General features: G+C 57.1%; 18 protein-coding genes and 7 pseudogenes. 8 read left to right on the forward strand and 17 right to left on the reverse strand.

Annotated elements, in window-relative coordinates:
* The 12 genes and pseudogenes from AAAB35_RS08150 to AAAB35_RS08205 form a co-directional block, all read right to left on the reverse strand.
* On the reverse strand, nt 1-688 hold a 688-nt coding region (locus AAAB35_RS08150; protein WP_340667720.1), incomplete at its 3' end, for an FAD-dependent monooxygenase.
* 11 nt (nt 689-699) lie between these two features.
* On the reverse strand, nt 700-1,938 hold the full coding sequence (locus AAAB35_RS08155) for an NAD(P)/FAD-dependent oxidoreductase (RefSeq protein WP_340667721.1): 1,239 nt from the start codon (nt 1,936-1,938) through the stop codon (nt 700-702).
* Nucleotides 1,939-2,004: 66 nt separating this feature from the next.
* Nucleotides 2,005-2,583 (reverse strand): OsmC family protein, encoded by a 579-nt coding sequence (locus AAAB35_RS08160; RefSeq protein WP_340667722.1) that lies wholly within the window; start codon nt 2,581-2,583, stop codon nt 2,005-2,007.
* Between the two features lie 751 nt (nt 2,584-3,334).
* Complete coding sequence (locus AAAB35_RS08165; RefSeq protein ID WP_340667723.1) at nt 3,335-4,747, reverse strand: FAD/NAD(P)-binding protein; 1,413 nt, start codon at nt 4,745-4,747, stop codon at nt 3,335-3,337.
* A pseudogene (locus tag AAAB35_RS08170) lies at nt 4,744-4,933 on the reverse strand (alkanesulfonate monooxygenase); the annotation flags it as partial. The pseudogene AAAB35_RS08170 and the gene AAAB35_RS08165, both read right to left, overlap by 4 nt.
* A 181-nt stretch (nt 4,934-5,114) precedes the next feature.
* Nucleotides 5,115-5,293 (reverse strand): annotated as a pseudogene (locus AAAB35_RS08175) (IS5/IS1182 family transposase); the annotation flags it as partial.
* A complete protein-coding gene (locus AAAB35_RS08180) occupies nt 5,284-5,448 on the reverse strand; it encodes a hypothetical protein (RefSeq protein ID WP_340667724.1) in 165 nt (54 codons plus the stop codon). The pseudogene AAAB35_RS08175 and the gene AAAB35_RS08180, both read right to left, overlap by 10 nt.
* Before the next feature lie 246 nt (nt 5,449-5,694).
* Nucleotides 5,695-6,030: pseudogene (locus AAAB35_RS08185) on the reverse strand (mechanosensitive ion channel family protein); the annotation flags it as partial.
* 24 nt (nt 6,031-6,054) lie between these two features.
* Nucleotides 6,055-6,361 (reverse strand): annotated as a pseudogene (locus AAAB35_RS08190) (BrnA antitoxin family protein).
* A pseudogene (locus AAAB35_RS08195) lies at nt 6,358-6,574 on the reverse strand (BrnT family toxin). Before AAAB35_RS08195 ends, AAAB35_RS08190 begins: the two co-directional pseudogenes overlap by 4 nt.
* A gap of 265 nt (nt 6,575-6,839) precedes the next feature.
* Complete coding sequence (locus AAAB35_RS08200; RefSeq protein ID WP_340667726.1) at nt 6,840-7,973, reverse strand: cysteine desulfurase family protein; 1,134 nt, start codon at nt 7,971-7,973, stop codon at nt 6,840-6,842.
* A 202-nt stretch (nt 7,974-8,175) separates the two neighbouring features.
* The gene (locus tag AAAB35_RS08205) at nt 8,176-9,456 is read right to left on the reverse strand and encodes an MFS transporter (protein WP_340667728.1); all 1,281 of its coding nucleotides are present in this window, start codon (nt 9,454-9,456) and stop codon (nt 8,176-8,178) included.
* A gap of 160 nt (nt 9,457-9,616) precedes the next feature.
* On the opposite strand from AAAB35_RS08205, the gene AAAB35_RS08210 reads away from it, so the two are divergent.
* Complete coding sequence (locus AAAB35_RS08210; RefSeq protein ID WP_340667730.1) at nt 9,617-10,285, forward strand: metalloregulator ArsR/SmtB family transcription factor; 669 nt, start codon at nt 9,617-9,619, stop codon at nt 10,283-10,285.
* A gap of 29 nt (nt 10,286-10,314) precedes the next feature.
* Here the strand turns inward: AAAB35_RS08210 and AAAB35_RS08215 are convergent.
* Nucleotides 10,315-11,237 (reverse strand): annotated as a pseudogene (locus AAAB35_RS08215) (zincin-like metallopeptidase domain-containing protein).
* A gap of 11 nt (nt 11,238-11,248) precedes the next feature.
* On the reverse strand, nt 11,249-11,695 hold the full coding sequence (locus tag AAAB35_RS08220; protein ID WP_340667732.1) for a hypothetical protein: 447 nt from the start codon (nt 11,693-11,695) through the stop codon (nt 11,249-11,251).
* 339 nt (nt 11,696-12,034) lie between these two features.
* On the opposite strand from AAAB35_RS08220, the gene AAAB35_RS08225 reads away from it, so the two are divergent.
* Both AAAB35_RS08225 and AAAB35_RS08230 read left to right on the forward strand, forming a co-directional pair.
* Nucleotides 12,035-12,421, forward strand: coding sequence for a hypothetical protein (locus tag AAAB35_RS08225; protein ID WP_340667733.1), 387 nt, complete (start codon nt 12,035-12,037; stop codon nt 12,419-12,421).
* A 539-nt stretch (nt 12,422-12,960) separates the two neighbouring features.
* Nucleotides 12,961-13,329 (forward strand): annotated as a pseudogene (locus tag AAAB35_RS08230) (transposase); the annotation flags it as partial.
* A gap of 974 nt (nt 13,330-14,303) precedes the next feature.
* Here the strand turns inward: AAAB35_RS08230 and AAAB35_RS08235 are convergent.
* From AAAB35_RS08235 to AAAB35_RS08245, 3 genes are all read right to left on the reverse strand, one after another.
* Nucleotides 14,304-14,630, reverse strand: a complete 327-nt coding sequence (locus AAAB35_RS08235) for a DUF736 family protein (RefSeq protein WP_340667734.1) — start codon at nt 14,628-14,630, stop codon at nt 14,304-14,306.
* Between the two features lie 382 nt (nt 14,631-15,012).
* Nucleotides 15,013-15,564, reverse strand: a complete 552-nt coding sequence (locus AAAB35_RS08240) for a calcium-binding protein (RefSeq protein ID WP_340667735.1) — start codon at nt 15,562-15,564, stop codon at nt 15,013-15,015.
* Between the two features lie 540 nt (nt 15,565-16,104).
* Complete coding sequence (locus tag AAAB35_RS08245; protein ID WP_340667736.1) at nt 16,105-16,416, reverse strand: hypothetical protein; 312 nt, start codon at nt 16,414-16,416, stop codon at nt 16,105-16,107.
* A 1,362-nt stretch (nt 16,417-17,778) separates the two neighbouring features.
* Between AAAB35_RS08245 and AAAB35_RS08250 the strand changes: the two genes are divergently transcribed.
* The 5 genes from AAAB35_RS08250 to AAAB35_RS08270 all read left to right on the forward strand — a co-directional run bounded on the left by AAAB35_RS08250 (nt 17,779) and on the right by AAAB35_RS08270 (nt 23,777).
* Nucleotides 17,779-19,506 carry a type I secretion system permease/ATPase gene (locus tag AAAB35_RS08250; protein ID WP_340667737.1) on the forward strand — a complete coding sequence of 576 codons (1,728 nt, stop codon included), beginning with the start codon at nt 17,779-17,781 and terminating at the stop codon, nt 19,504-19,506.
* Nucleotides 19,503-20,801: an HlyD family type I secretion periplasmic adaptor subunit gene (locus AAAB35_RS08255; RefSeq protein ID WP_340667738.1), complete on the forward strand. Its 1,299-nt coding sequence runs from the start codon at nt 19,503-19,505 to the stop codon at nt 20,799-20,801. The genes AAAB35_RS08250 and AAAB35_RS08255 overlap by 4 nt, the downstream gene beginning before the upstream one ends.
* A 69-nt stretch (nt 20,802-20,870) precedes the next feature.
* The gene (locus tag AAAB35_RS08260) at nt 20,871-21,287 is read left to right on the forward strand and encodes a hypothetical protein (RefSeq protein WP_340667739.1); all 417 of its coding nucleotides are present in this window, start codon (nt 20,871-20,873) and stop codon (nt 21,285-21,287) included.
* Between the two features lie 69 nt (nt 21,288-21,356).
* Complete coding sequence (locus AAAB35_RS08265; RefSeq protein ID WP_340667740.1) at nt 21,357-22,694, forward strand: hypothetical protein; 1,338 nt, start codon at nt 21,357-21,359, stop codon at nt 22,692-22,694.
* Nucleotides 22,695-23,417: 723 nt separating this feature from the next.
* Nucleotides 23,418-23,777 carry an IPT/TIG domain-containing protein gene (locus AAAB35_RS08270; protein WP_340667741.1) on the forward strand — a complete coding sequence of 120 codons (360 nt, stop codon included), beginning with the start codon at nt 23,418-23,420 and terminating at the stop codon, nt 23,775-23,777.
* Nucleotides 23,778-23,789 lie beyond the last annotated feature (12 nt).

Genomic DNA, 23,789 nt, shown 5'->3' on the forward strand with positions numbered 1-23,789 from the left:
ATGCGACGATGCAGGCAAGGCCGTTATTAGTCGGTATCATTCCGCCGCTGACGCCCGGCCGGAAGTACCAGTGGTAACCCGAAGAGTCTGGCGCGGCTGCATAACCGAAAATGTGGGCCACCGAAGCGCGTCCGCGGATAAGCGTTGGTGCCTGAACTTTGCGGGCCACCATAGAGCCGATGCCGTCGGCGCCGATCACATAACTCGCTGCAAGCGCCCTGGTGTGGCCGTCCGCATCCTTCAGCACGACGCCACACACGCGGCCGGCGGCGTCGACGTTCAGATCTTGCACGGCGACATCATGGACGATCGTAGCGCCAGCGTCGCGCGCGGCATCAACGAGCTCGCGGTCGAGCACCGTGCGGCGCGGCGCGATCAGCCCTGGAATGCTCGGCTCCGGCCTGATGGGGATCGCCACTTCTTCTTCGCCATAGTGGAAGGTGGTCGAGGTGATTACCGGCGCTCCGCCGTGGATCAACGGCTCGAGCAACCCCCAGCGCGACAGTTGCATGACGGCAGGCCTCATCAACGCGTGCGTTGAGAGCGTGTCGCTGCCATAACCATGACGGTCGATCGCAAGCACGCGTACACCACCCTTTGCAAGTAGTAGGGCTGTTGCCGCGCCAGCACAACGGGCACCGACGATGATGACATCATAGTAGGGCTTGAATTCCGGAACATGTAGCATGGATGGCCTCCTCATGCAGCCTTTCGGCCGCGCTGGTCGAGAAATGCGAAAATGCACTTTGAAAGCTCGATTGCGTCCGACGCGACGCCGCCGATAAAGTTAGAGTCACGCTTGCGCAGCAGGCGAAACCCAAGGGCATAAAGGCCGGAAATACCCGTCACACCGTCCCGGTGGGCGATTTCACCATCGGGGCCGAGCGCAGGGAGCTTTAGCCAGGGATAGGCGCGTCGATAGCCTGTTGCCCACACGATGGTGCGGATATTGCCGGCCGCGAGTGACAGTCGGCGTGGTGCAGCCCGCGACAGATCGACCGGCTCGATCGTGACTTGCGGAGCCCGTTGGTCGAGACCGGCAAAGGCCTCAATCCTTGCGAGAAGGTGTCGCTGCTTGAGTTCTGCTGACGCGACGCTGGAAGCGAGATCATCCGCGAACTCGATAGCGTTCCCTTCGGCCGCGACCACTCGTCCAACAAGCTTGACGCCAATGCCCTGCAGCGTGGCCAGATCGATATTGGCGTGGTCCGGACGGCCGGCCAATTGCAGCGACGGCTGGCGCCTAGCGGCTTCTGGATCCGGCAGGTCACGGGTCCGTTCTGCGAGCACGCCCATCCGATCGAGCCACCAGAAAATGTCACGTCCACGCCACGTGCGCGGCAGCCGCGTGTGTCGGCCGACCGCCAACGCCACGTCGCGGCCGCTGCGGCGCAGTTCATCAGCGATTTGAACGCCGGAGGACGACGCGCCAACCACAAGCACGCCGCCGTCGGGTATGACGAGCGGCGAACGGTATTGATGGGAATGCAAGTTGGTCACGCGCCGATCGATGATATGGGCGATGCCGGGAAGATTGGGCAGATCACACTGACCGGTGGCGATTACAACCACCCGCGCGTGCCAAATGCCTCGATCGGTCGCTATCTGGAATCCGGCCGGGTCATGCGTTACCGAGGTGACTGCAGTCTGCTCCATGACGGGCGCCCCGAAGGCAGCGCTGTAGTCGCGCAAATGGGATACGTAATCATCCCGCAGCATGAAGCCATCGGGGTCGTTGCCTTCGTAGGGAGCCTCAGGTAGCCGGTTCATCCAATTTGGCGTGAGCAACCGGAGCGAATCCCAGGCATGGCTTTGCCAACGACCCCCGATCGCGCCGCGTTCGAAGACGAGATGGCCGATACCGCGGTTAAAAAGGCAACGGCTCATTGCAAGGCCGGCCTGGCCACCGCCGATGATAGCGACGTCGGTCGCGTTCATGATCTTCTTCCTTGGTGAGGGGACGATCCGGCGGCACAACGCCGGACCGTATGAGAATAATCAGCGCTACTGGGCCGACGCTATGCCAACCGAAACCTGGACGCCGTTGGTCAAAACATCAAATACCGCCGACCGAGCCTGCGCCTGATCGAGGATTTGCTGCATCTTTTCAGAGGACGCGTCACCCTCGATTTCGAAGCGAATCGTAACGTTCTGGTAGCCGTTGCGGACATCGTCCGAGATGCCGAGGATGCCGCGTAGATCGATGTCACCCTCGACGTAGGAGTGCACCTTCGTCAGCTTCACGCCTCGGGCCGCCGCAATATTGGCGATGCCGGCGGTCAGGCAGGTGGCGAGCGCGTGGAGCAGCCATTCGACAGGAGACGGACCGCGATCAGCACCGCAGAGCACTGCCGGATGATCGCCATCGGCGAAATACGACTTGATATGCTTCTGTTCGGAGCCGGCACCGAAAAAGCCGTGCATTGCACTGCGGCTGTGGGTGCCCTCAATCCATTCATTGCTAGCACGGAACTGGAACGTGGCCAGGTCTGGCTGGCCCGCGACGAAGTTGATCGTGCTTAGCAGGGTCGGCGTGTCGACGCCGTTGAGTGGCGACCGGGGCGCCTTTGTCTGCATGTTCATGGTGGTTTCTCCTTCCTCGATTGGAAATGTGGGATTCATCCCGCTTTGACGCCAACCGATTTCAGGGACGCAGCGTTTGAGCCACAGTTGAAGCCACAGTTGAATCGAATGTGATGTTGCGAATAAAATGAGCGCAAGATTTCGCATCGGCTGCCCGCGCGCCTCCTCGACAGATAGAATCGACCAGGCAGCGCCGACCTGGGAGTTAAGGTCCAGTGTGTACGTCGTCGCGGCGGACGCCGGCAGATGCCTTTCCAAGCGCCGAAACCGTGGTCGAGGCCTCCAACTTGCGGTCCTTTGAAGATGCAGCGGTCCTAGAGTTCTTTTCAGAGGGGCGCAATATTGCGGCGGAAGGAGAGGTTCAGCCTTTCGCGTTACCCCTTCTGGGCACCCGCAATTGAGCCCTTTCGCCGGTTGCTTCCCAAAACCTGTGTCATGACGGAGCAGGAGACGGATGTCTGGGCTGAAGGCCTCTTATTGGCTCTGTCGACGGTTTAAGCAACTTCTACGGCTACGTCGCTCGGCGGCCGTAGGTTCAAGCATCCAAAATTTTGGCTTGCGGAAAGGCGGCCATTTCCAGAGCGGCCGTGGATAAATTCTAATTGCTCTGGCCGGCAAACGGGGCGGGGCCAAACAACAACGGTGCAATGAGCGACACCGCAACGCGTGCCGTTTGTTTTGCCGACTTTTGCATTTTGTACCTTTCTGGAGGACGTCAATGCCGCGCGAGGTTGAGGACCCGGTTGGGTCCTCAACAGGTCGTCTGTTTTTCCTGAAGGGCCTCAAGGGCGCTTTCTCTGATACGTTCGGCAATGAATTCGGCGTAACGGGTGACTTCCGGCACGCCCATCAGTTCGCCGAAGGTACCACGCGCCAGCGGCCCAGCAATAAAGAGATTGTCGATAAACTCGCCCTTCTTTCCAATCGCCTGGCCGGTCTTTGCCGTATGAAGGCCAAGCCCGACAGGGTCAGACGCAAGCAGTCCTTGATTGAACAACGACTGAACTGCGGGATTGCTTTGGGCAATTGTGGCATGGGCAGGGCCTGTGGTGATGATGATGGCGTCAAAGCCTATGCTTTCAATGCTCTGGGTGAACCGGCGTCGATACGAGACTTTGAATCGCCTGCTGGCCTGGTACGCTGAATGCAGTGAAGCTGCGAGAATTTGAAGTGTGCCTTCGCCCAAACGGCGATCGAGCACATGCTCCACTTGTGGGGCAACGCGAAAGCGGTGGACATCCCAGAGCGCCCTCAAATGCCGAACAAGCCTCCGTCGCTCGTGGGAAGGCAATGCAGTCCAGATGGCGGGTGCTTGATCGCGCAAGGCATCAAGGACGGGGTGCCAGGTCAAGCTCTTGTTCTGCGCTTCCTTTAATACCTGACGCACGGTCTTCAATAAACTGGATGCGGTTTCATCATGCCCAAAACTGCCGAATGGCTCAATTGCTTGTGTGGCGTGTCCACGAGAGCGATAACCGTGACGCGAGAGAGCGACGATGTCACCGTGATGCCCGTTTTTGTCGAGAGAGGCGATCACGTCGGCGGCGGTAAGGCCTGTGCCAATGACAAGAACCGCATGATCCTGTTCGATTTCTTGGAGCGCATTCTCAGCATAGGGGTCGGCAATGAAGCGAGGCGAGTCAATCAAGGGTCGCAAGGCATTTGGAATGGACGGGAGCGGGTGGGTGGTGGCGATGACGACAATGTCGGCGTCAACGTTCCTTTCGTCGGTCAGGGCAATCGAATATCGCTTGCCGACAGGTATGATCCTCAGTGCTGTTGCTCGCTCGTGCCAAATACGGCCCGTCTCGAGGAAACGCTCAACATGATTGTGAACATAGCGGCCGAATACCGAACGCTGCGGGAATTCGTCACCGCCCTTGGTCGTCCGCGCCAGAACATCTCCGACACTGGCCACATCGGTTGCTAACCACCGGGTAAAGTGATCCGGTTCCGCAGAGATCATCGTCATCTTCGCGGCTGGGACATTGATCCGGTGGGAAGGATCCTTGCTTGAATAGGCGAGACCCCCACCGAGCCGCTCCCTCGGTTCAATCACAACAATCTCGATATCGCTGCTTCGTGTCTGTGCCGCCAGATGATAGGCAATGGCGGTTCCGGAGAATCCGCCGCCGACGATCGCAACGACAAGTAGCTCTGTCACGATGTGCTTGCCCTCAAACTTGCCGGGCGGTGGTCTCCGGCGACCGTTTCGCCAAACGGACCCATATTGACTGACGTCGAGCGCGATTGAATTTCGTGGTCGAGCGACAGTTCGGAAGCACCAACTCACCGAAACGATAGGCTCTTCCAGATGAGGGTACCCGGAAAGGACAAAGGTGTCGATGCCGGAGAATTGAGGAAGCGGGCGGCCTGTTCAACGCTCTCGGCACGGGAGTCTGCCCATTCTGTGGAGCCGCACCTGATCATCACCGCAAGTCCGAAGGTTCCGTTGCAAATGTTTCGTCAATGACGTCTGGGCGATTTAAAAGCTTCAACGTCGAACCGGGAAATCGCGATATTTGGATGCATCCGATTGAAGCCTTGTATCGCCCGATGGCGGTTTCGATGAGCGCACGCTTGCCGTAGCCGGTGGCGGCCTGCCATCGCAGGCTCCGTCGGCTGTGAACCGGTCAATCTCGCCGTCGATCTGGCTGAGCAACGGCTCCACCTGCGAAGCATCGTCCGCGTCCTGGTCGGTCAGCCCATTTCGCCGCTATTGGCATCCAGGCGCCCCAGTTCTTTCTCCCGCACTCCATTGTGCCAGATGACAGCCACGACTCCGCTTCGAACGATCATCAATGACTTCACCACTGTACCATGCTCGGCCAGGAACTCGCCTTTCCGAAATGTCCGGCGTTTCATTGTAGACGCTAGCGCCTCCTTCTCGTCCTCGGTCATCGATGCGAAACGCGAAATTGCATCAAGCAACGCCGCGGCGTGGCCTGCAGGTCAATCAGCGGCGCACCGGATTGCGGTGCAGCGAGTGCTACGCACGCCCCATCTGGGGGCGTCGCAAGGGCTAACCCCGCCGCTTTTGCATGTCGATAGATCAAGTGCAGATTTCGCTTTCTGCCCCCGCTGCTAAACCACTTTCCGCCACCGTGAAGCTCAGTTTCGGCCCGACTGCGCTTGCATCCAGGGACACCTCAACGCCAGGTTCGGGTTGGGGAAGAATGACGTTGCTGCTGAGGAGAACTGAAGAACTGAGCGCATGACATCAATGATGGCCGATGGCGTTGGGCCCGGCCGCAACCTGACCCTGAGTGTAACGCCGTGGCTGCTCTCTGGACTGCTCAGATTTTTCAGTCTCGCCTTTGCAAGATCGCTATTGGGATTGGCCGCCAAGTCGTTTGCGCCCGTAAGTAAGTGCGTTGCCCGCCAAGTTGTTTCAACCACCTTGCCTTCAATGCCGTTGCTGAGTTCAAGCCAGTCGCCGATTCCAAAAGGCCTCGAATTTACGGCACTTGTTCACAGTCCAGCTGCCTTGCGCAGTGCCTCATTCACGCGACCCTGCCATCCCTTGCCGGTGGATTTGAATGCCTTAATCACATCGGGATCCAGTCTCAAGGAGACTTGCTGCCGCGGTTTGTCGACGTTCGGCCGTCCCCCGCCCGCTTGATGCTTTCCATCAAATCGGGAAGACTTCGGCAAACGGCGTGGCCTGCGCCAGCTGTTCATCGGTTGCTTCGGGTGCATCCGGATCGCTGGCAGTCTGTCTCTGGACCTTGGCTTCTTCGGCAGCTCTCAAGGGTTTGATACGAGGTTTAGCGGTCATAGTATCGTCCTTTCCTTCTGACTGGCGGTCCGCATGGAGATTACCGACAAGCATTCCCTCCCAAGCGGGCGAAGACAACTGCAATAACACCGTTGCGCAGAACGCCGATTGCCATCATGCGGTTGTGCTTGCTCGGAAGAATGGTCGATGCTGCGAAAAAAATTCAATATCAAGATCAGCAAAATCGTAGCCGTATTTCTCCCAATTCCGAATGCGTTAAGGCGCGCCGCCCGCCTTGCTTACTCGCCAAAATATACCCGGCGTGATCATCGCGGGGTTCGACGGCAAGACTGGAGATCGGCTGCTGAGTTCGGCGGTTTATCTGGATAGTCAAGATGTTTCAGTCAGTTTTCGCCTCTTAAGGTCCGAAGCTTTCGCGGTTCTCGGCCATCGGGCGAGCGTAAGACAGATCAGGGGCCGTCGGGCGCGAAAGTTGCGCTGCAGCAGACGGGAACTGGAGTTGTCCATTCAGCGTCGATCAGGTGCTGGCGGAGGGAACCAAGCTTGCCTCGAGTCGATCAACAACGGCGTCGATCTCCGCATCGGTGGTTGGCCTGCCGAGACTGAAGCGCACGGCACCCATACCAACCATGTCCGGCACGCCCATGGCGGCAAGGACGGGCGAAAGCTCGATGCGGCCCGAATGGCAAGCCGAGCCGGTCGACGCGGCAACTCCATCGAGCCCGGCGAGCACGTCGGCGCCGACCATGCCGACAAACGAGACGCTAAGGGTATTGGGCAAGCGGTACTCGAGGTGGCCGTTCAACACGACGCGATCGCCGAAGCGATCCTGAAGTGCGTGCCAGAAGCGGTCGCGCAGAGCCCGGACGCGTTCCATTGGCGCGAGGTCCTGCGCCAGGGCGCAGGCAGCGCCGAGACCAACGGCAAGCAGTGCGCTCTCGGTGCCGGCGCGCCGATCCCGCTCATGGCTTGCGCCATGGATCAGTGGCTCCAGCTCAACACCGCGGCGGACATAGAGTGCGCCCACACCCTTCGGCGCGTAGAGCTTATGACCGGCTATCGTGAGAAGATCGGCGCCAAGTGCTTCGACCCTGGTCGGGATCTTGCCGACCGATTGGGCGGCGTCGGTATGAAAGCGGATGCAGTGCTCGCGGGCGATGGCGCCGATCTCCTCGATCGGCTGGATCGTGCCGACCTCGTTGTTGGCGTGCATGACGCTGATCAGGACAGTGCGCGGCGTGATGGCGCGGCGCACGGCTTCGGGATCAATCCGACCGGTCGGGTCGACGGGCAGATAAGTCACCGTCGCGCCGAGCCGCTCGAGGAACCGGCAGGGCGTCAATACAGCGGGATGTTCCACCGTGGTGGTGACGATGTGCTCGCCCTTGTGCCTGAGCGCGAAGAACGTACCCTTGATGGCCAGATTGTTGGCCTCGCTGCCGCCGCTCGTGAACACGATCTCGTCGGTCGCCGCACCGAGCAGCGCGGCGACCTGGCCGCGGGCGTGCTCCAATGCGGCCTTTGCCGGTATGCTCGCCCAATGGCCACTGGACGGATTGCCAAAGGCTTCCTCGAGAAATGGTCGCATTGCCGCTGCCGCCGTTGGATCAATCGGCGTGCTGGCGTTGTAATCGAGATAGGTCGGTGGCATCGGATCAGAACACCCGCACTTTATCAGCGGCAACCGTGGCGGCCACGAGGTTGAGCATCGCGAGGAGGAGCAGGATCATCAGCAAAAGACTGAAAATCATGTGCGCCCACCATATCATGTGCGTATCGTTCTGCGTCCGATGGCGCCCACAACACAGTGGGCATAAGGCTCCTAGACGCGAATGCTGTAGCGGCGGACTGCATTACGTGTCTCGTGCAAAATCGAGAACATGGTCCCGATGCTCCTGCATGAACACGGCGACGATGATGCCGGACAGAAACGTCAGCGCGGCGATCGCAGCGATCGCCCAGGACAGCCCGAAGCGATCGGCGATCAGCCCGGCGGAAAGTGCGCCGATAGCGTAGCCGAGATCGCGCCAGAAGCGATAGACGCTGAGCGAGCGAGCGCGCCAGGTGGGATGCGAGGCGTCAGAGACGGCGGCGATGAGGGCCGGGTAGACCATGGCCGTGCCGAGGCCGAGAAGAAGGCTACCGGCAAGCCACCACTCAAACTCTCCTGTCGCCGCAGTCAGGAACAGGCCGGCGGCCTGCACCCACATGCCGGCAACGATCAGGCCTTTGCGGCCCCAGCGATCGCTCAAGGGACCGGTGGCAACCTGAAAGATTCCCCAGGTCGCGGGATAGATCGCCTTGAGGATGCCGATCTGCTCGACGCCGAGGCCAAAGGAGGCGAAGAACAGCGGAAAGATGCCCCAACTCATACCGTCATTGAGGTTGTTGACGAGACCGGCCTGTGAAGCGGCGAACAGATTGCGATCCTTGAACGAGGTACGTGCAAACACTTCGCGAAAGCTGATGGGCGGGGCCGCCTCTGCGTGTGAGGAGGCCTCGAGGCGGACGTGCTCGCGGGTGTCGCGCACAAGCAGGATCGACAGGACGGCGCCGAGAACCGCATAGGCGATGCCGAGATAGATCGGCGCGGGGCGCAGGCCGTAGCGGGAGGCGAGATAGCCGGTGAGGAATGCCGTCACACCGACAGCGAGATAGCCGGCGAACTCGTTCAGGCCTACAGCAAGCCCGCGCGACTTCGGTCCAACCAAATCCACCTTCATGATTACCGTCATCGACCAGGCAAACCCCTGGTTGATGCCGAGAAGGGCATTGGCGGCGATCACCCATTCCCAACTTGGCGCCCAGATGATCATGAAGGGGACCGGCAGGCCGACGAGCCAACCGAGCACGAGAACGCGCTTGCGACCCCAAAGATCAGCAAGCTGGCCGGAGACGAGGTTGGCAAGGGCCTTTACCACGCCGAAGCTGACGATGAAGGAGACGATGAGCGTCGTCGAGGCGATGCCGAACTCTTCCGCGCCGATGAGCGGCACGACGGTGCGCTCTATCCCGACCATGCCGCCGACGAAAGCATTGACAAGGACGAGGAGCGCGAACTGGCGCCAGTTCTCCTTAAGTCCCAGCTTGACGATGTGACCGGCAGGTCGCTCAAGGGGGGCCGCATCACTCATGGGTCAGCCCGCGGCCGGAACGCGTTGCCGCCGCAGCCGAACAGATAGGAGATGCCGACCGGATAGGTGTGAAGAAACTGGCGGAGGATCATGTGCTTGCGCTCCCGGCCGGGAATGCTACATTCAATCGATCCGCTGAATGATATAGTGAGGAAATGTTGTGTCAAGCACCGGCCCGAAACAGGCGATCTACGAAAGCCTCGCCGAGGTAGCGCAGGCGCTCGGCCACGCGCACCGGCTGGAGCTGCTGGAGCACCTTGCGCAAGGTGAGCGCAGTGTCGAGGACCTTTCGTCGCGGGCCGGCCTCACCTTCGCCAACACGTCCCGTCATCTGCAGATCCTTCGGCGCGCACGCCTTGTCGAGACAGAGCGCCGTGGCAAGCAAATTCTTTACCGTCTCGCCGGCGACGCCGAGGTGGTGGCACTTACCAATGCACTTTGCCGCGTCGGCGAGCGCAACGTGGCCGAGATCGATCGCGTCAAGGCGGATTACTTCCGGGCGCGTGATGCACTGGAGCCTGTGTCGCGCGCAGATCTGTTCTCGAGGCTGCAGGACGGCCTGGTTACACTTCTCGATGTGCGCCCGCAGGACGAGTTCACGGTCGGCCATCTTCCCGGTGCCCTCAACATCCCGCTGGCTGAATTGGAGGATCGCTTGCGCGAGCTTCCGCAAGATCGGGAAGTGATCGCCTATTGCCGTGGTCCTTACTGTGTCCTCTCCTTCGAAGCGGTCGCAGCGCTGAGAGCTCGCGGCTACCTCGTGCGCCGGCTTGAGGACGGCTATCCGGAATGGAAAGCCGCCGGCTTGCCGATCGAAACCACTGCATGAAACGGAGCACTGTTGCGAACAAGGGGCGCCTATGCGGCGCCCCGGACCTCGTGCTGCGCAGCTTCGGTTTGCTTGGCGTGCATCCAGTCGGCGATCTCCTGCGCCTTGCTCGCCGCGGTGAAGACGGCGCGTTTGTCGCAACGCAGCACCTTAAGCCAGGAGGCGATGTAGCGCGCATGGTCGGCGCGCGGTTCGACGCTAAGGTTGAGATCGGCGCAGATCATCGCGCTCAACAGCTCGACCGTACATTCCTCCATGGCATAGGTGGCCGAACCGAACCGTCCAGAGAGATTGCGGTCAAGGCGATGCTTGGCGCCGGAGGCGTGGCCACATTCATGGAGCAGCACGGCGTAGTAGGCGACCGCGTCGCGGAAGCAGGCGAACTCCGGCATCTGCACATGATCGGTAGCCGGGCGGTAGAAGGCCTGCGACCCGCCGTGGCGAATATCGATATCCAGCGCCGCGCAGAAGCGTTCGGCTCGCTCGATCCGCTCGGCATCGGGCAGAGCCGCTATCGAGGGCGGCGTGTAGCCATCGACCTGGGCGCAATTGAAGACGGTGTAGCCGCGGGCGAACATGCACCGGGCAGGCTCGTCACGATGGTCGTCGTGTTGGACGTCCGCCTCGCAATGGCGTTCGGCGATCTTCCAGAACACGACAAGGTGGCCGCGTTCGCTTTTGCGAACCTGGGCGCCGAGCGCCTGCCACTGGCGATAGGTGCCCAGATGCCGACGGGATAACCGGCCGAGTGCGCTGCAGCCCGGAGCGAGAGAACATTGACGCCGCGATAGGCCTTATACGAGGCGACGTTGACGGGCATGGTGATGGCAGATCCGTCGTGATGCCAAGGCATCCGGTAGTCACCGGCGCCGGCCTCGATGGCGGCGATGATCTGGCTGGTAACGCGTTCGTAGATGTCGGTAGGGGTCGAGTTGCTGCGATCCGTGGTCATGGGTGCCTCCTTCAGCTCGCCCTCTTTGTCGAGGGCGAGGCGGCAGGGGCAGACGCGGGAGGCCGGCCCGTCACACCCTGTTCTCGGTGCTGGTGCGGAACAGGGTTGATGGGCTGGCAGCGTCTGCCACACCGAGCCCTGCCTCGACGGGCGAGCTGAAGGAGGGACAGACCAAGATCGGCGCACGCAACGAAGCGGTCGGGACAATGCGCGGCTCTTAGCCGGCGTCGTCGCAAGGAACGGCATCGTAACGGAACGAGCCTTGCGTCTCCGGCTCGGAACGGCTCCTCCGGCAATCCGTCGATCACCGCATCCCGCTCGGCGACCTGCAACGTCAGCAGCTGGATATCCTGTGCGAGCGTACGGGCGAGCGCGCAGTTCGGCGAGAAGACCGACAGCATGTTCGGCGCGAAGGGAATTGCGCTTGCGGCGATCTGCAACGCAGCGATCGAAGCCACGGTCAACCCGCCCTGTATTGGTCTTAGCGCGATATGTAGCTGGCCGCCTCAATGGTCGTGGCATCTTGAGGCAGTTGATCGTAAATCCACTCGTCGTTTCCTGCGTGGCAGGTATTGAATTTGAGCTATTGGGTTTGCATGTGCCCCGAAGGGATCGAGCCTGTACTGCGCACGCTTGGCGCGGCCTCCTCCAGGTGCGTTGCTTCCCGGGCTCCGGCCAGTCCACGCCCTTCCTCCTGACATGAGTGTGCGGACAGGCGTGCTAAGGTGAGAATGGGGTCGGCAGTTGCTTACGACGCCGATCTGCCAGCTACGCTAAAGCGAAGAGGAGAATTCACCATGGCCAGGATCAACCGCCGCGCCTTGCTTCTCGACTCCGGCAGCGCCATCATCGCCTCAACCATTGCCACAATGGCTCTCGCCGCAGAGCCGCGATGCGTGGACCGGGAACCGTCGCGCGATTTACGAGCGCTGATCAAGGCGCACAAGGTAACTTACGCGGCCTTCGTCAACGTAATCCAGGAAATGGCCATCAGCAACCGCGACCACGCTAGTGCGAGCCGCGCAGAGGAAAGAGCGCTGCTGGCGGTCTGCGCCTATCCAGCGGTCTGCGAAGCTGATCGTCGGATCAAGGCCCGATATCTCTTGAAGATCGAGGCGCGCGGCGAACTCGACATGGCAGAGCAAATACAGGCACTTCTCCACTCGACGATGTGGAAAGGATAGGATCGGCTTCCGCGGCGTTAATAGGCCGGGATACATTCATTCGGGAAGAAGCCGGCGGTTAGGAAAATTGCCGAATTGCAAAGAAAGTTGCTGCAATCGCGACGCCTGCCCAAATAGGGACAGCGCCGTCCTTTTTTTTCCGATTCTTTTGGCATAGCTACACCCAACTGCACGAGGGAGATCCCTGGGTACATGACGGCCGACGTTTTCGATCGCCATCCACACGAATCTTGGCGCATGGCGAAATGCCGGTAAGGGACAATGTCTCGCCGTCCGGAGCCCACCCGCCGCAAGCGGTTGATCGGCAAACGAGCTGTGTCATGCCGTCGGGCTTGGTCCCTGGAACCGATATTGTGAAGAGGACTGATTTTGTGACTGACTTGACGCAGACCTTCCCATGTGACGTGGCATGAAAGAGTCCGCCTCCACCGATAGAACGGATCACTGAAATGCAGGTGATGATCGAGGGGCAGTCACGCTTCCAGCCTTTCGGCATACCTTATTGGGGTTTCGGCGATCTCAACAAGGAAGTTGGAAGCATGACTGCCTCTTATGAATACCATATTGGCGTGGACTACCACAAATCCTACAGCCACCTTCTGGTCCAGGACAACGCCGGCAAGACGCTACGCTCCGGCCGGGTGAAGAACGACCGCCAGTCGCTGGGCGGGTTCCTGGAACGCTACCGCGAGAACTCGCATGCGGTTGTCGAGGCAACGCGCAACTGGATGGTGATCTACGACTGGCTCGACGACATTTGTGACGATGTCGTTCTCGCCCATCCGTTGAAGGTCAAGGCGATCGCCAAGATTAAGACCGACAAGATCGATGCCACGGTACTGGCGCATCAGATGCGGACCGACCTGGTGCCCGAGGCCTGGGCACCGAGCAACAAGGCCAGAGAACTATTGGAGATTGATCCAGAACCGCAGGACGGAAACCTGTCCGGTGGACGCAAGAGATTTCACCGACTGGCCCAACTGCCGGTCAAAACATAACCGAACCCCAAGGGCAGACCATGGAATACGCAAATCTCACAATCCGTATCGAAAAAGCTACCAGAGACATATTGCACGAATTGGCCGTGGCCGAGGATCGCTCCATAAATTATTATCTCAAGAGGATGATTAGCCAGCACATCAAAGTGGCACGCAAAAGCCAAATGGGTGAAATGAAACGAGATTGAATAGTATCGTTATTTTCCAAACGTCAATGCTTGGTGCGAAGGCAAACTAAAAATGGCTGGACGCCGCTGCCGTCGCCAATGCGTTCGTCAAGAACCGTCGGCACAGAAATTCGGCCCCTGCACCTGGGCAAGATCATCAAGCAGAACGGCGGATCGGTTGGTTCGTATCAAGTTCGACTGCATTTTCGCTCTTATGGGTCAATTCAGGCGCCTGTCTTTCCTCGCTGCTGGCCTCGCTCTCGGGTTTTGTCCGCACGGTATCCAGGGCGATACAAACCATACATGCCCTTCCTAAATACCGGTGCGCTCATGGATCGCGACCGCCCCTGACGTTGTGTTCGACTTACCAGTCCTAACCGTGGATATGGCTGGTCTTTTTATCGGTAACAGGCGCAGGTCCGATTACCATCTCGGTGACGGTATGCCGCAACGAAATCGTATCGCCGAAGGAAGGCCAACGCGTTTTGCCCGCAGCACTTCGCACCTCAGAGACGATGGAGCCGGTGGTCTTCTCACTTGACGGCGTCGGGCGTGAGTTCCGCACTGTCGCTCACATTGTTTGTCTTGTTATCTGAGGCGAACATTGCAGCCGAGCGACCTCCTTGGCCGGCTCGCTTTTAAACCGCGCCGTCCGTTACTGCAACGATAGCTAATTACGAGAAGAGCCCCTGGTGGGGGCTCTTCCTTCGTCGGCTTTCAGTCCCAGGGAATGACTGCCATCAGGGTCGTATCATCCTGGCCGGGGTAGCGCCCGAGATTGGCGTTCAGCTTGTCGTAGCCAGTGTTGACGGAGAGGGTGTAGTAGGTTGTGCCCTTCGTGACACTGGTCTTTTCCCAAATACCGCCAATTTCGATCTTTCGACCGCGGGGTGTCTTAGCGAAGAGCTTGAAGACCGGGGCCTTCGGGTTGTCGCTGCTGAGCTTCTCGCCGCTGATGTCGATGTCGAAGGCTACGGTGGCAATGTTGCCGGTGATCGTGTTGTCTTCGTTGATCTGGATGAAGTTTACGAGGGTGTCGGTCATCGCGTTTTGCTCCTTGTTCGCGTTGTCGATGGATACGGCTAAGGACCGGCTGGAGGCCGGGAAGCATCGGCATGACCGGAACGCAGGTGGAGGACGGCGGAGGCCGAAGCGCGCGTTGAGCCAGCGGATGATTTGGACCGCGAGGAATGGCCGAATGGACAGGGGAAATCATTCGGACCCGCTGTTGCTTGCCGGACAGACGGTCCTAGTCATCCATCCTCAAGACAACGTATCGAACATGAGCAATAACGCCGTGATTTCGACTTCCCACAGTTCATCCAGATCATTCAAGACATCAACGACGGGTCAGGTACGATCATGCCATTTGGGTTTTGATAGCCAATCTTGCCACTCAAAAAGAGCGGCAAGGTTCGATCAGCAGTTAGTGGTTGAAGTCGAAATAAGTCGCGTCAAGCTTGCCGCCAAGACCCTGGGCGTTGATGGTTATATCGATTTGGCCGCCCGCATCGGTAACGTGGAACGTGTCGTTGGTCGCATCATGATGCGTATTTTCAATTTTGAGGTCGTCAAAGTTCAAATCAGCCATATTGAGGCTGAACTTGTCGTCCACACCGAAGTCCTCGATGGTGTCTTGGCCGCTGCCTCCCTCCCTTGGAGAGAAGACGAATGTGTCGTGGCCGCCGCCTCCGGCCAGAGTATCATTTCCCCCCATCCCGTTAATGAAATCATCACCGGCACCGCCATTCAATGTATCATTGCCACTATCGCCGTTCAGCGCGTCCTGACCGTCGCCACCGTTGATGAGATCATCGCCGAAATCGCCCGACAAATAGTCGCTGCCCCCCTTGCTGTCGATAACATCATTCCCGTCATAGCCCGCGACGCGATCATTGCCGTCAGTTCCATCCAAATGGTCGTCGCCGTTGGTGCCACGAATCTCATTGTATGTACCCACTACGCTTCTCCTTTTCATTGTTTAGTTAACTGCCGTTCCGCTCTCGCCGAGCGACACCTAAAATAAATCAAAACGCAAAGCGCAACACAACCTAACATTTTGTTAAAATTAATTACGGATATTCATCGACACGGCAATATCATCATCGATATACGCACTCATTTTTACGAACTTATACGCATTTATACTTACAACAACACACTTGCACGCATCAACAATCACGTCGATACGAATGACTCAAGCGAAAGCAAAGTGTGATTGATAGTTCCAAGGCCGGTCCGCGCGCACGGAAGCGGCGCTGGCGCCGTCGTGCAGATGAATCCGGTTGCTGCCGACGTCCATCAGTTTGGACGCCTTTATGCTTGTCGCGCTATGTGATGATTGACTGCGATAAGCGCAATTTTCCGGGTGTCCTCGCCGTCTTGATGGCAAGAAGCCGGCGCAATTGAATTGCGTCTGGATCAAACGCGTTCCGATGCACCGTATGAGCCTGGAACAGCAAATTGTGGAACGCCCGATCGTGAATTTTCCTGCCTTGTGGAAAACTCCACACGCGGATTATTCTCCGCCCTGAAGTCGGCGAGAAGCGCGCTTTCTCATTCGCTCGTCGGACATTACCCGCTTCAGCGCGACGTTGAAGTCATGGTACTGAATCCAGCGCCAATATTGCGTGCGGCAAGTTGTTTCCTTCGCTCCCTGAACGCGGCTCATATATTGTTGTACAATCTGTCGAACAGTCGGCACCTTACCGCTGTTTTCGTAGTGCTCATCTGCCAGATCCCAAACCAGCCCCGTCAATGTTCCCGCCTCCGGTCGCACAAAACCGTTTCGGATAGGACGAACAGTTCTTTTCGGAATGTTGATGTGCATTTGAGTTTGCTCCTGTTTTTACGTCCTTGAATTGCCGCTTCCGGTGAGCCGTTGGGGTATCTTCTCCTTCTTCGGTTCATGGAAAACCTTGAAACCATCTGTCCACATCCGCCCGCTTTTCCCTGGATTTGTCGTACCTTGCGTTGTCCCGACCGATTAGCTGGAAAGCTTCAACCATCGCGAAAATCGACGCGATTGCGATCGCGATCGCCGAAACGACGACTTGAGGATCGGGTGGGGGGAAAATGACGCGATAGATCGTGACGTAATCGTCAGACAGAGGGTCCAGTGTCTTTCAGCTTCATTAAGTCTTCTTTTCTTTGTTCTTTGTCGCACTCTTTGTTGCATTGCTCGAGATGTTTTCTGACAATTATGTTCATATATGAATTTACTGATCTCTCTTGGTCTTTTGCCAACTTCTTAAGTATCTCGAGAGTACTGTTGTCAACTCTGAGAGTCAAATTTGCGTACTTCATAGATCATACCTCGTGCAATTGTGTGCATGTGAGTGTAAATGTTTAATACATCCGTGAATTAATTCAATATGAATCGATTGCAAAGCCACAAATCGCAATACGATGTTATATTTTGTGTTTATACGATCGTTGATATACAGCAAATTATGATCTAGCCTGCATGGATTACTTTCTGCGGCAAATGGGGAATTTACATGCGAGTAGCTGTGAAGCGCCCCACGAGCAGAAATACCATGTATCGCGGGCCAATAAGGTCGCATTGGAGGAGGTGATCGGAAACAGTGGCCCACCGAACAAGGGGGCCAGCACCAAACTTTGACGTTCCCTTTCGACAAAGACGGAAGCGTGTTGCGCGCTTCTGTCTTTCAAGGGCAACCAGGGCGTTTTTTTGCCGAACAAACGTTAGGCACGTTCTAAGGAGAAATACAGAGGTTGGAACTGTTTGCGGCTATGAGCAATGCCACTCTCACGCTCTCGTGCGGCAAGCGCATGTTGTTGCAAGCAGGGATTGCGTTCATTGGTCGACGATCGATCAACATCTACCTGGTCAATGCAAATGTCGCTTCACGATTGCTACCCAATACCGGGCGTAGTCGTTGGCGCAAGTTTCTGGCGTAAGCAAGAACATTGCGCTTTTTGGAAGAAGTAGAATCTCATCGGGTCGTCTGTCCTTCACCATCTCTCAGACAACCCGCCCCTCGCCAGAGTCAGAGGCAAGCGACTCTCTCTCATCGATTCTGGCGAGGGGATCTTTCCATAGCGTCGTCCATGGGTAGCTAACCCCACGTTTGAGCCCGATGGACAGCGCGCCCCTCGCCGGGCCTGCGCTAAACTTCTACTCGGCGAGGGGATCACTTTAAGAACTTGCTCAGAAGACGAGATTGGCGTGGCTGGATTGCAACGGGGGGGTGGCGGTTTGTTATCGTTTTTTCGACATCAGAAAACGACCTTGGTATCGCTTGCTTTGTTTTCAGCAACTATAAACGTGCTGGCCCTGACCGGTTCGATATTCATGCTGCAAATTTACGACAGGGTACTTGGCAGCCGCAGTATCCCTACCCTCGTTGCTTTGACTGGAATCGTTTGTTGCCTTTACGCAATGAACGGCGCTCTTGATGTTGTCCGATCGCGACTATTGGTGCGTTTGGGCGCCCGCTTTGACGAGATGTACGCAAAAACGGTGCATCGAGCCACCCTGACCATACCGCTTCGGATGGGGCAAGAAGGCGAGGCGATATCGCCTGTCCGTGAGCTTGACACGTTGCGCAGTTTTTTTTCCGGCACTGCAATCGTTGCGATCATGGATGCTCCGTTCATGCCGATTTTTCTCGCCTTTCTGTTCGTGCTGCATCCCTGGCTGGGATGGCTGACGATAGCTGGCGCGCTGGTACTGTCCATACTCGCGCTTTTGACTGAAATCTTTTCACGCCGACCGCTGACGTCAACCCTTGGCGCTGCCCTCAAACGTGACATGCTGACTGCAAACGGTCGCAGGAACGCCGAAGTTTTGAAAGCGATGGGATTCGCTGACAGGATCACCGAGCGTTGGCTCAACATCAGTCGCGCGTTCATCTCATCCTCAAGGTCGGTAAGCGACGTTACGGGCGGCCTTGGTGGTTTGTCGAAATCTTTTCGCGGACTCTTGCAATCGCTTATTCTGGCAATGGCTGCCTGGCTGGTCATTCGCGGCGAACTGTCGGCCGGTTCGATCATTGCAGGTTCGATCGCAGCCGGTCGAGCACTGGCGCCGATCGAGCTCGCCATCGCGAACTGGAAATCATTTATGGCCGCACGCAAGAGCCGGAAGAAACTGGCCAAAGTGCTCGACGCCTTGCCATCGCCTGCCGAGCCGATGAAATTGGCAGCACCCTGCCAGTTTTTGATTGTCGATGGATTGTTTGCTGCTCCACCTGGAACATCGAAACCGACCATTCAAAATATCACAATGTCGCTGACAGCCGGTGATGCGGTTGGCGTGATCGGTCCAAGTGCCGCGGGAAAGTCCACACTGGCGCGGGCCGTGGTTGGCGCCTGGCCGACGCTGAAGGGTTCAGTGCGCCTTGATGGTGCGAAACTCGACCAGTGGGACGATAGGGAACTCGGCCGACATATCGGCTATTTGCCGCAAGGCATCGAGCTCATCGACGGCACGGTGGCTGAAAACATTTCCAGATTTGATGAAGGTGCTTGTCCGTTGGCAATTGCGGCCGCGGCAAAGGCCGCAGATGTCCACGACATGATCTTGCGCCTGCCGCAAGGATACGAAACGCGGCTGGGCGAGCACGGCACAGCACTTTCAGCAGGGCAAAGGCAACGCATAGGGCTTGCCAGGGCCCTGTACAGAGAACCGTTCCTGGTGGTCCTGGATGAGCCGAACTCCAACCTTGATGCAGAAGGTGATGCGGCGCTCGGTGCCGCGATCCGTGGTGTACGTGATCGCGGCGGCGTAGTGCTGCTCATAGCTCATAGGCCTAGCGCACTTGGCGCGGTCGATCTCGTCGCCGTGATGTCCAATGGAATGCTGAAAGATTTTGGACCAAGGGAGACCGTGCTGCGCGCCAACGTGTCGAGGGCTTCAGCCAATCTAACGCTCATTTCGGATCCGACGTCATGAGTTCGATATTGCCTTCAATCCGCCGTCACGTCATCGCAGGCACGGCGCTAACATGTTTTCTTGTGTTTGGTTTCGGCGGATGGGCAGCCACAGCAAAGCTGGCCGGCGCCGTTATTGCCCCCGGGACCATAGTGGTCGAAACCCATTCAAAGAAGGTGCAACATCCAACGGGTGGTGTTGTTGGCGAAGTCCTTGTCAAAGACGGTGATGTGGTCGAGGCTGGGGACGTGCTCATTCGCCTTGACGAAACGGTTACACGAGCAAACCTGGTCGCAGCGACCAAAACGCTCGATGAACTGAACGCCAGGCGCGCGCGTCTGGAGGCCGAGCGCGACGGCAGTACTGCAATCGACTTTCCAAAGGATCTGCTCGATCGCGCGGCAAGAGAGTCCGATATCGCGAAACTGATTTCCGGAGAAAGGAAGCTTATCGATGCGCGCCGCACCGCGGATGACGGGCAGAAGGCGCAACTGGGCGAGCGTGTCACTCAGCTCAACCAGCAGATCGAGGGACTGGAGAAACAGATCGCAGCAAAAAATGAACAGATTACGCTGATCACCGGCGAACTTCAGAGCGTACGAGATCTCTACAGCAAAAAACTGGTCTCGCTGGAGAGAATGAACCTTTTGGAACGTGACGCTGCGCAGCTTAAGGGCGATCACGGACAGCTCACCAGCGCCATCGCTGAGGCGAAAGGAAAGATTGCTGAAACCAAGCTTCAGATAATTCAAGTTGATCAGGACTCTCGCAAGGAAGTGCTGCACGAACTATCGGAAATTCAAGGCAAGATTGCCGAACTTGCCCGGCTAAAAGTTGCCGCTGAAGATCAATTGAATCGCATCGCCATTCGAAGCCCCTGTCACGGCATTGTCGATCAGCTTTCTGTCTATGCAAGCGGTGCTGTTATTCACCCTGAAGACATTCTTATGCTGATCGTGCCGAACACGGATGCTCTGACAATTGAGGCGCGCGTCATGCCGAAAGATATCGACCAGGTCGGCGTCGGACAGGAATCGACCGTGCGCCTTTCGGCATTCAATCGGCACACAACACCAGAACTGTTTGGGAAGGTGGTGCGCGTTGCAGCCGATGCCACCATCGACGAGAAGACCGGCGCATCGTGGTACGTGACGCGGGTCGAGCTGCCAGACAGCGAACTACGAAGAGTATCATCTATCAAGCTTGTACCTGGTATGCCGGCAGATGTTCACATCGAGATAGGCGAAAGAACGCCGCTGTCTTATCTCCTGAAACCGTTGACGGACCAGTTTTCACGGTCACTTCGTGAAGAATAAAACAGTGATGAACTTTAAAGGTGAAAGAATGTAACAAATTAAACTTCAACTAAAGGAGGAGATACAAAAATGCCGACAGAGTCTACTGAATTGAGGGCACTTCGTAACGAATTCAAATCTGGAAATGCTAATTACGAATATTGGAAAGCGCCTGAACGATACGACGATAAGAGCTCCCCTTGGTGGTACAATTATCACAAACAACCAAACAGGGAGCAGGGCATCGGCGACGATGTACCGAAAGACGACTATAGGGGCAAGAACGGCCTCGAATTGCTGCGGCAGGGCCAAAAAGAGTGGGTACAGGCGGAAGAGAGCCGGCTCGCCGATATCTTCGGGCAGGCTCGGGCCGAAGAAAAGAGAATTATCACCGAAGAGAAAGCCAAATACAACGAAGCGCACAAGGCCGATGGCGCAACTGCCGAGCTTGTTGACAAGGTGTTGACCACAAGCGGTATTGATAACTGGGCATACAGTCTCAAGTAAACAATGAAAGACGGCACTGTGTTTGAGAATGATGCCAGCAACCACCCCGTAAATTCCCGGGGATACCGCATGTCTTTTGATACCGCGGATCTCAAATACAACGCCGATCTTGCCCTCAAAGATTCCGTATCCGACAAGAAGGATGCGTTTTCAAAAGCATTCGGCGACGCCGGCGGCAGTGACAAGGGCATTGTGGCCGGTATGGCCGCTGTCCTCGGTGTCGGGGTCGTCTCCGGCGCCGGTTATGCAGTATTCCACGGAGCAGCGCCAGCAGCCGCTGCCGCAGAAGCACCGGAGGCGATCGAACTCGCAGATACGATTTTCAGCTCATGGGAGGACGCAGGCGCCGCGAACATGGGCTTTGACGAGGCAACCACCGAATTCGGAGCAACTGCCGAGGAGCAAGCCGCCAATCTGGACACCCTCGCCGACACGATAAGCGAAGATGGGGTGCAGTATGATAGCGGCGTTGGCATTGAGGACGCAAATGCTGATGGCGTGATAGACGCTACGGAACTGCAAACCCTCGACCAAAATGTCGAGACTGCTACCCAAGAATTTCAAGCGGAAATGACCGCTCAGACCCCAACTGAGCAGTCTGGTATGCCTCCGCGCATCAATATGACCAATAAATTTTACTGGAGCCAACATACCAGAGAAGAGATTCAAGCAATCCAGAATGCGTTTAATGAATCACTCGCAAATCCGGGCGAAGCGACCGCCCAACAACTTTGGGCGCAACACGCGCAAGCGATGACCGGGATTAATGCACTCGGCGCGGCAGCATCCCAAAGCATCACGGCTAAAATTGCGGTCGCTGGGACGGTTTTAGGCGTGGGCGGTATCGGTGTCGGTCTCGGGGTTGGATTGGCCGCGAAGAAGACTTCGGAAGCGGAAGCAGAAAAAGCAACGGAACAAACGCTCGACACCGGGGGAAAAGATTACAAGGGGACCCCTGGCAACGACACTTGGGCGGGTACCGACAAAAACGACTACGCCGTTGGTCTGCACGGCAATGACACACTCAGCGGTTTAGCCGGCAACGATCGCCTGCACGGCAATGAGGGTAATGATACGCTGTCGGGCGGCGACGGCGCGGACCGGCTATTTGGCGAACAAGGTGATGATACGCTGACGGGCGGCGCTGGCGCAGACAGATTCATATTCGAACTCAAGAATACGGGCGTTGATCATGTTTCCGATTTTCAACCTGGTGAAGACAAGATCGAACTTAGCGAAGAGTTGGCCGGGCTCACGTTCGAAACGCTAAACATTGTAAAGCTCACCGACACCAGTGCAACCACCGAAGATTACAGCGTCACAAACGCTGAGAACGGCATCAACTTAACCGTTACGACCCGCGACATCCACAAAGGATTGGAAGCTTCAGATTTCATCTTCAGCTGAAATGCAACATCGCGCTCGAGCATTCCAGTCTCGTGACGCAGAACCTTTTGTGCGCCGTATCGGGTAACCCAATAGCCCTTTGCAACTTTAACTACGGCGCCCCCTCGCCAGTGCGAACAAAATTGCTGGCGAGGGTCTTTAAATATCAAGCCACGGACGCAATAGAAAGCCTACGCTCACCCGAAGGCCAAAGTACGTGATCGAAGGGACGCTTGGCGATCTCAGCAATCGGCCTGTTTCTCATATCTGTCTCCAGGTGCCTCGCTACGGCCGACAACAAGCTGCTGGTGATGTTAGTTGCAACAAGCAGGACGATGATGATGTCGAGCGTCGCTTCACGCTCGAAAGGCAGTACCGATCAATCAGAGCCTGGTAAACGAACGGTTGGAAAAGGCCCATGGCGGATGACAACCGAGATGACCATCAACTCGAGGATGAGCTGCGTATAGCGAAATGTTGATTTGGTGAACCATGATAGTGATACAGGTTTTGACCAGAGGTAATCATTCCGCAATCACTGCTTCTCCGGACCGATTTTGAGTCACGCGCAAATACAATGTAAAAACATTTGACATCGTATCAATACGATTGTTTATTATTACTTAATAACTGACGTATATTTGGGCTAAGATGCGCAATATTGCACTCAAATGCACTCATTTTGCCTAATATATATTCAAACTATGTTGTGAATTACTTAGACAGCAAAAAAGTGGAGAACAAATGCCTCTCATTTCCATGCTCATCCTATTTACCTCGCTTGTGCGGGCTTCTGCAGAACCCCCTTCAATTTCCGAAGTGACTCCGCCCTACGGTCGTGGTGGAACTACTGTGCGTATTCACGGAAAGAACCTTTTCGGCACCACTCAAGTCTTCTTCGGCGACATTCCGACCAACTTTAGGGTCGAGGGACCAAATACTGTCTCGGCCGAAGTTCCATTTCTTCCCAACCAGGTCGAGGGCAGCCAGATTGTCGAGGTTTGGCTCAAAGCTGGCGGTACTCAAGTCAAGGGGCGTCCCTTCGAAATTAGACTGATCCAATTGTTAAAGCACAAAGGGGCGAAAGTTCACGCGGAGCGATGAACAAAAACATGC

Source organism: Phyllobacterium sp., from assembly GCF_037994425.1.
Lineage (GTDB): Bacteria > Pseudomonadota > Alphaproteobacteria > Rhizobiales > Rhizobiaceae > Phyllobacterium.

Bases quoted from the DNA above. Each gene is read 5' to 3' on its own strand.
- AAAB35_RS08270 (WP_340667741.1), top strand. From the start codon at position 23,418: ATGCCTCTCATTTCCATGCTCATCCTATTTACCTCGCTTGTGCGGGCT.
- AAAB35_RS08205 (WP_340667728.1), bottom strand. From the start codon at position 9,456: ATGAGTGATGCGGCCCCCCTTGAGCGACCTGCCGGTCACATCGTCAAG.
- AAAB35_RS08180 (WP_340667724.1), bottom strand. From the start codon at position 5,448: ATGAAACGCCGGACATTTCGGAAAGGCGAGTTCCTGGCCGAGCATGGT.
- AAAB35_RS08225 (WP_340667733.1), top strand. From the start codon at position 12,035: ATGGCCAGGATCAACCGCCGCGCCTTGCTTCTCGACTCCGGCAGCGCC.
- AAAB35_RS08265 (WP_340667740.1), top strand. From the start codon at position 21,357: ATGTCTTTTGATACCGCGGATCTCAAATACAACGCCGATCTTGCCCTC.
- AAAB35_RS08255 (WP_340667738.1), top strand. From the start codon at position 19,503: ATGAGTTCGATATTGCCTTCAATCCGCCGTCACGTCATCGCAGGCACG.
- AAAB35_RS08155 (WP_340667721.1), bottom strand. From the start codon at position 1,938: ATGAACGCGACCGACGTCGCTATCATCGGCGGTGGCCAGGCCGGCCTT.
- AAAB35_RS08235 (WP_340667734.1), bottom strand. From the start codon at position 14,630: ATGACCGACACCCTCGTAAACTTCATCCAGATCAACGAAGACAACACG.
- AAAB35_RS08160 (WP_340667722.1), bottom strand. From the start codon at position 2,583: ATGAACATGCAGACAAAGGCGCCCCGGTCGCCACTCAACGGCGTCGAC.
- AAAB35_RS08245 (WP_340667736.1), bottom strand. From the start codon at position 16,416: ATGCACATCAACATTCCGAAAAGAACTGTTCGTCCTATCCGAAACGGT.
- AAAB35_RS08240 (WP_340667735.1), bottom strand. From the start codon at position 15,564: ATGAAAAGGAGAAGCGTAGTGGGTACATACAATGAGATTCGTGGCACC.
- AAAB35_RS08200 (WP_340667726.1), bottom strand. From the start codon at position 7,973: ATGCCACCGACCTATCTCGATTACAACGCCAGCACGCCGATTGATCCA.
- AAAB35_RS08260 (WP_340667739.1), top strand. From the start codon at position 20,871: ATGCCGACAGAGTCTACTGAATTGAGGGCACTTCGTAACGAATTCAAA.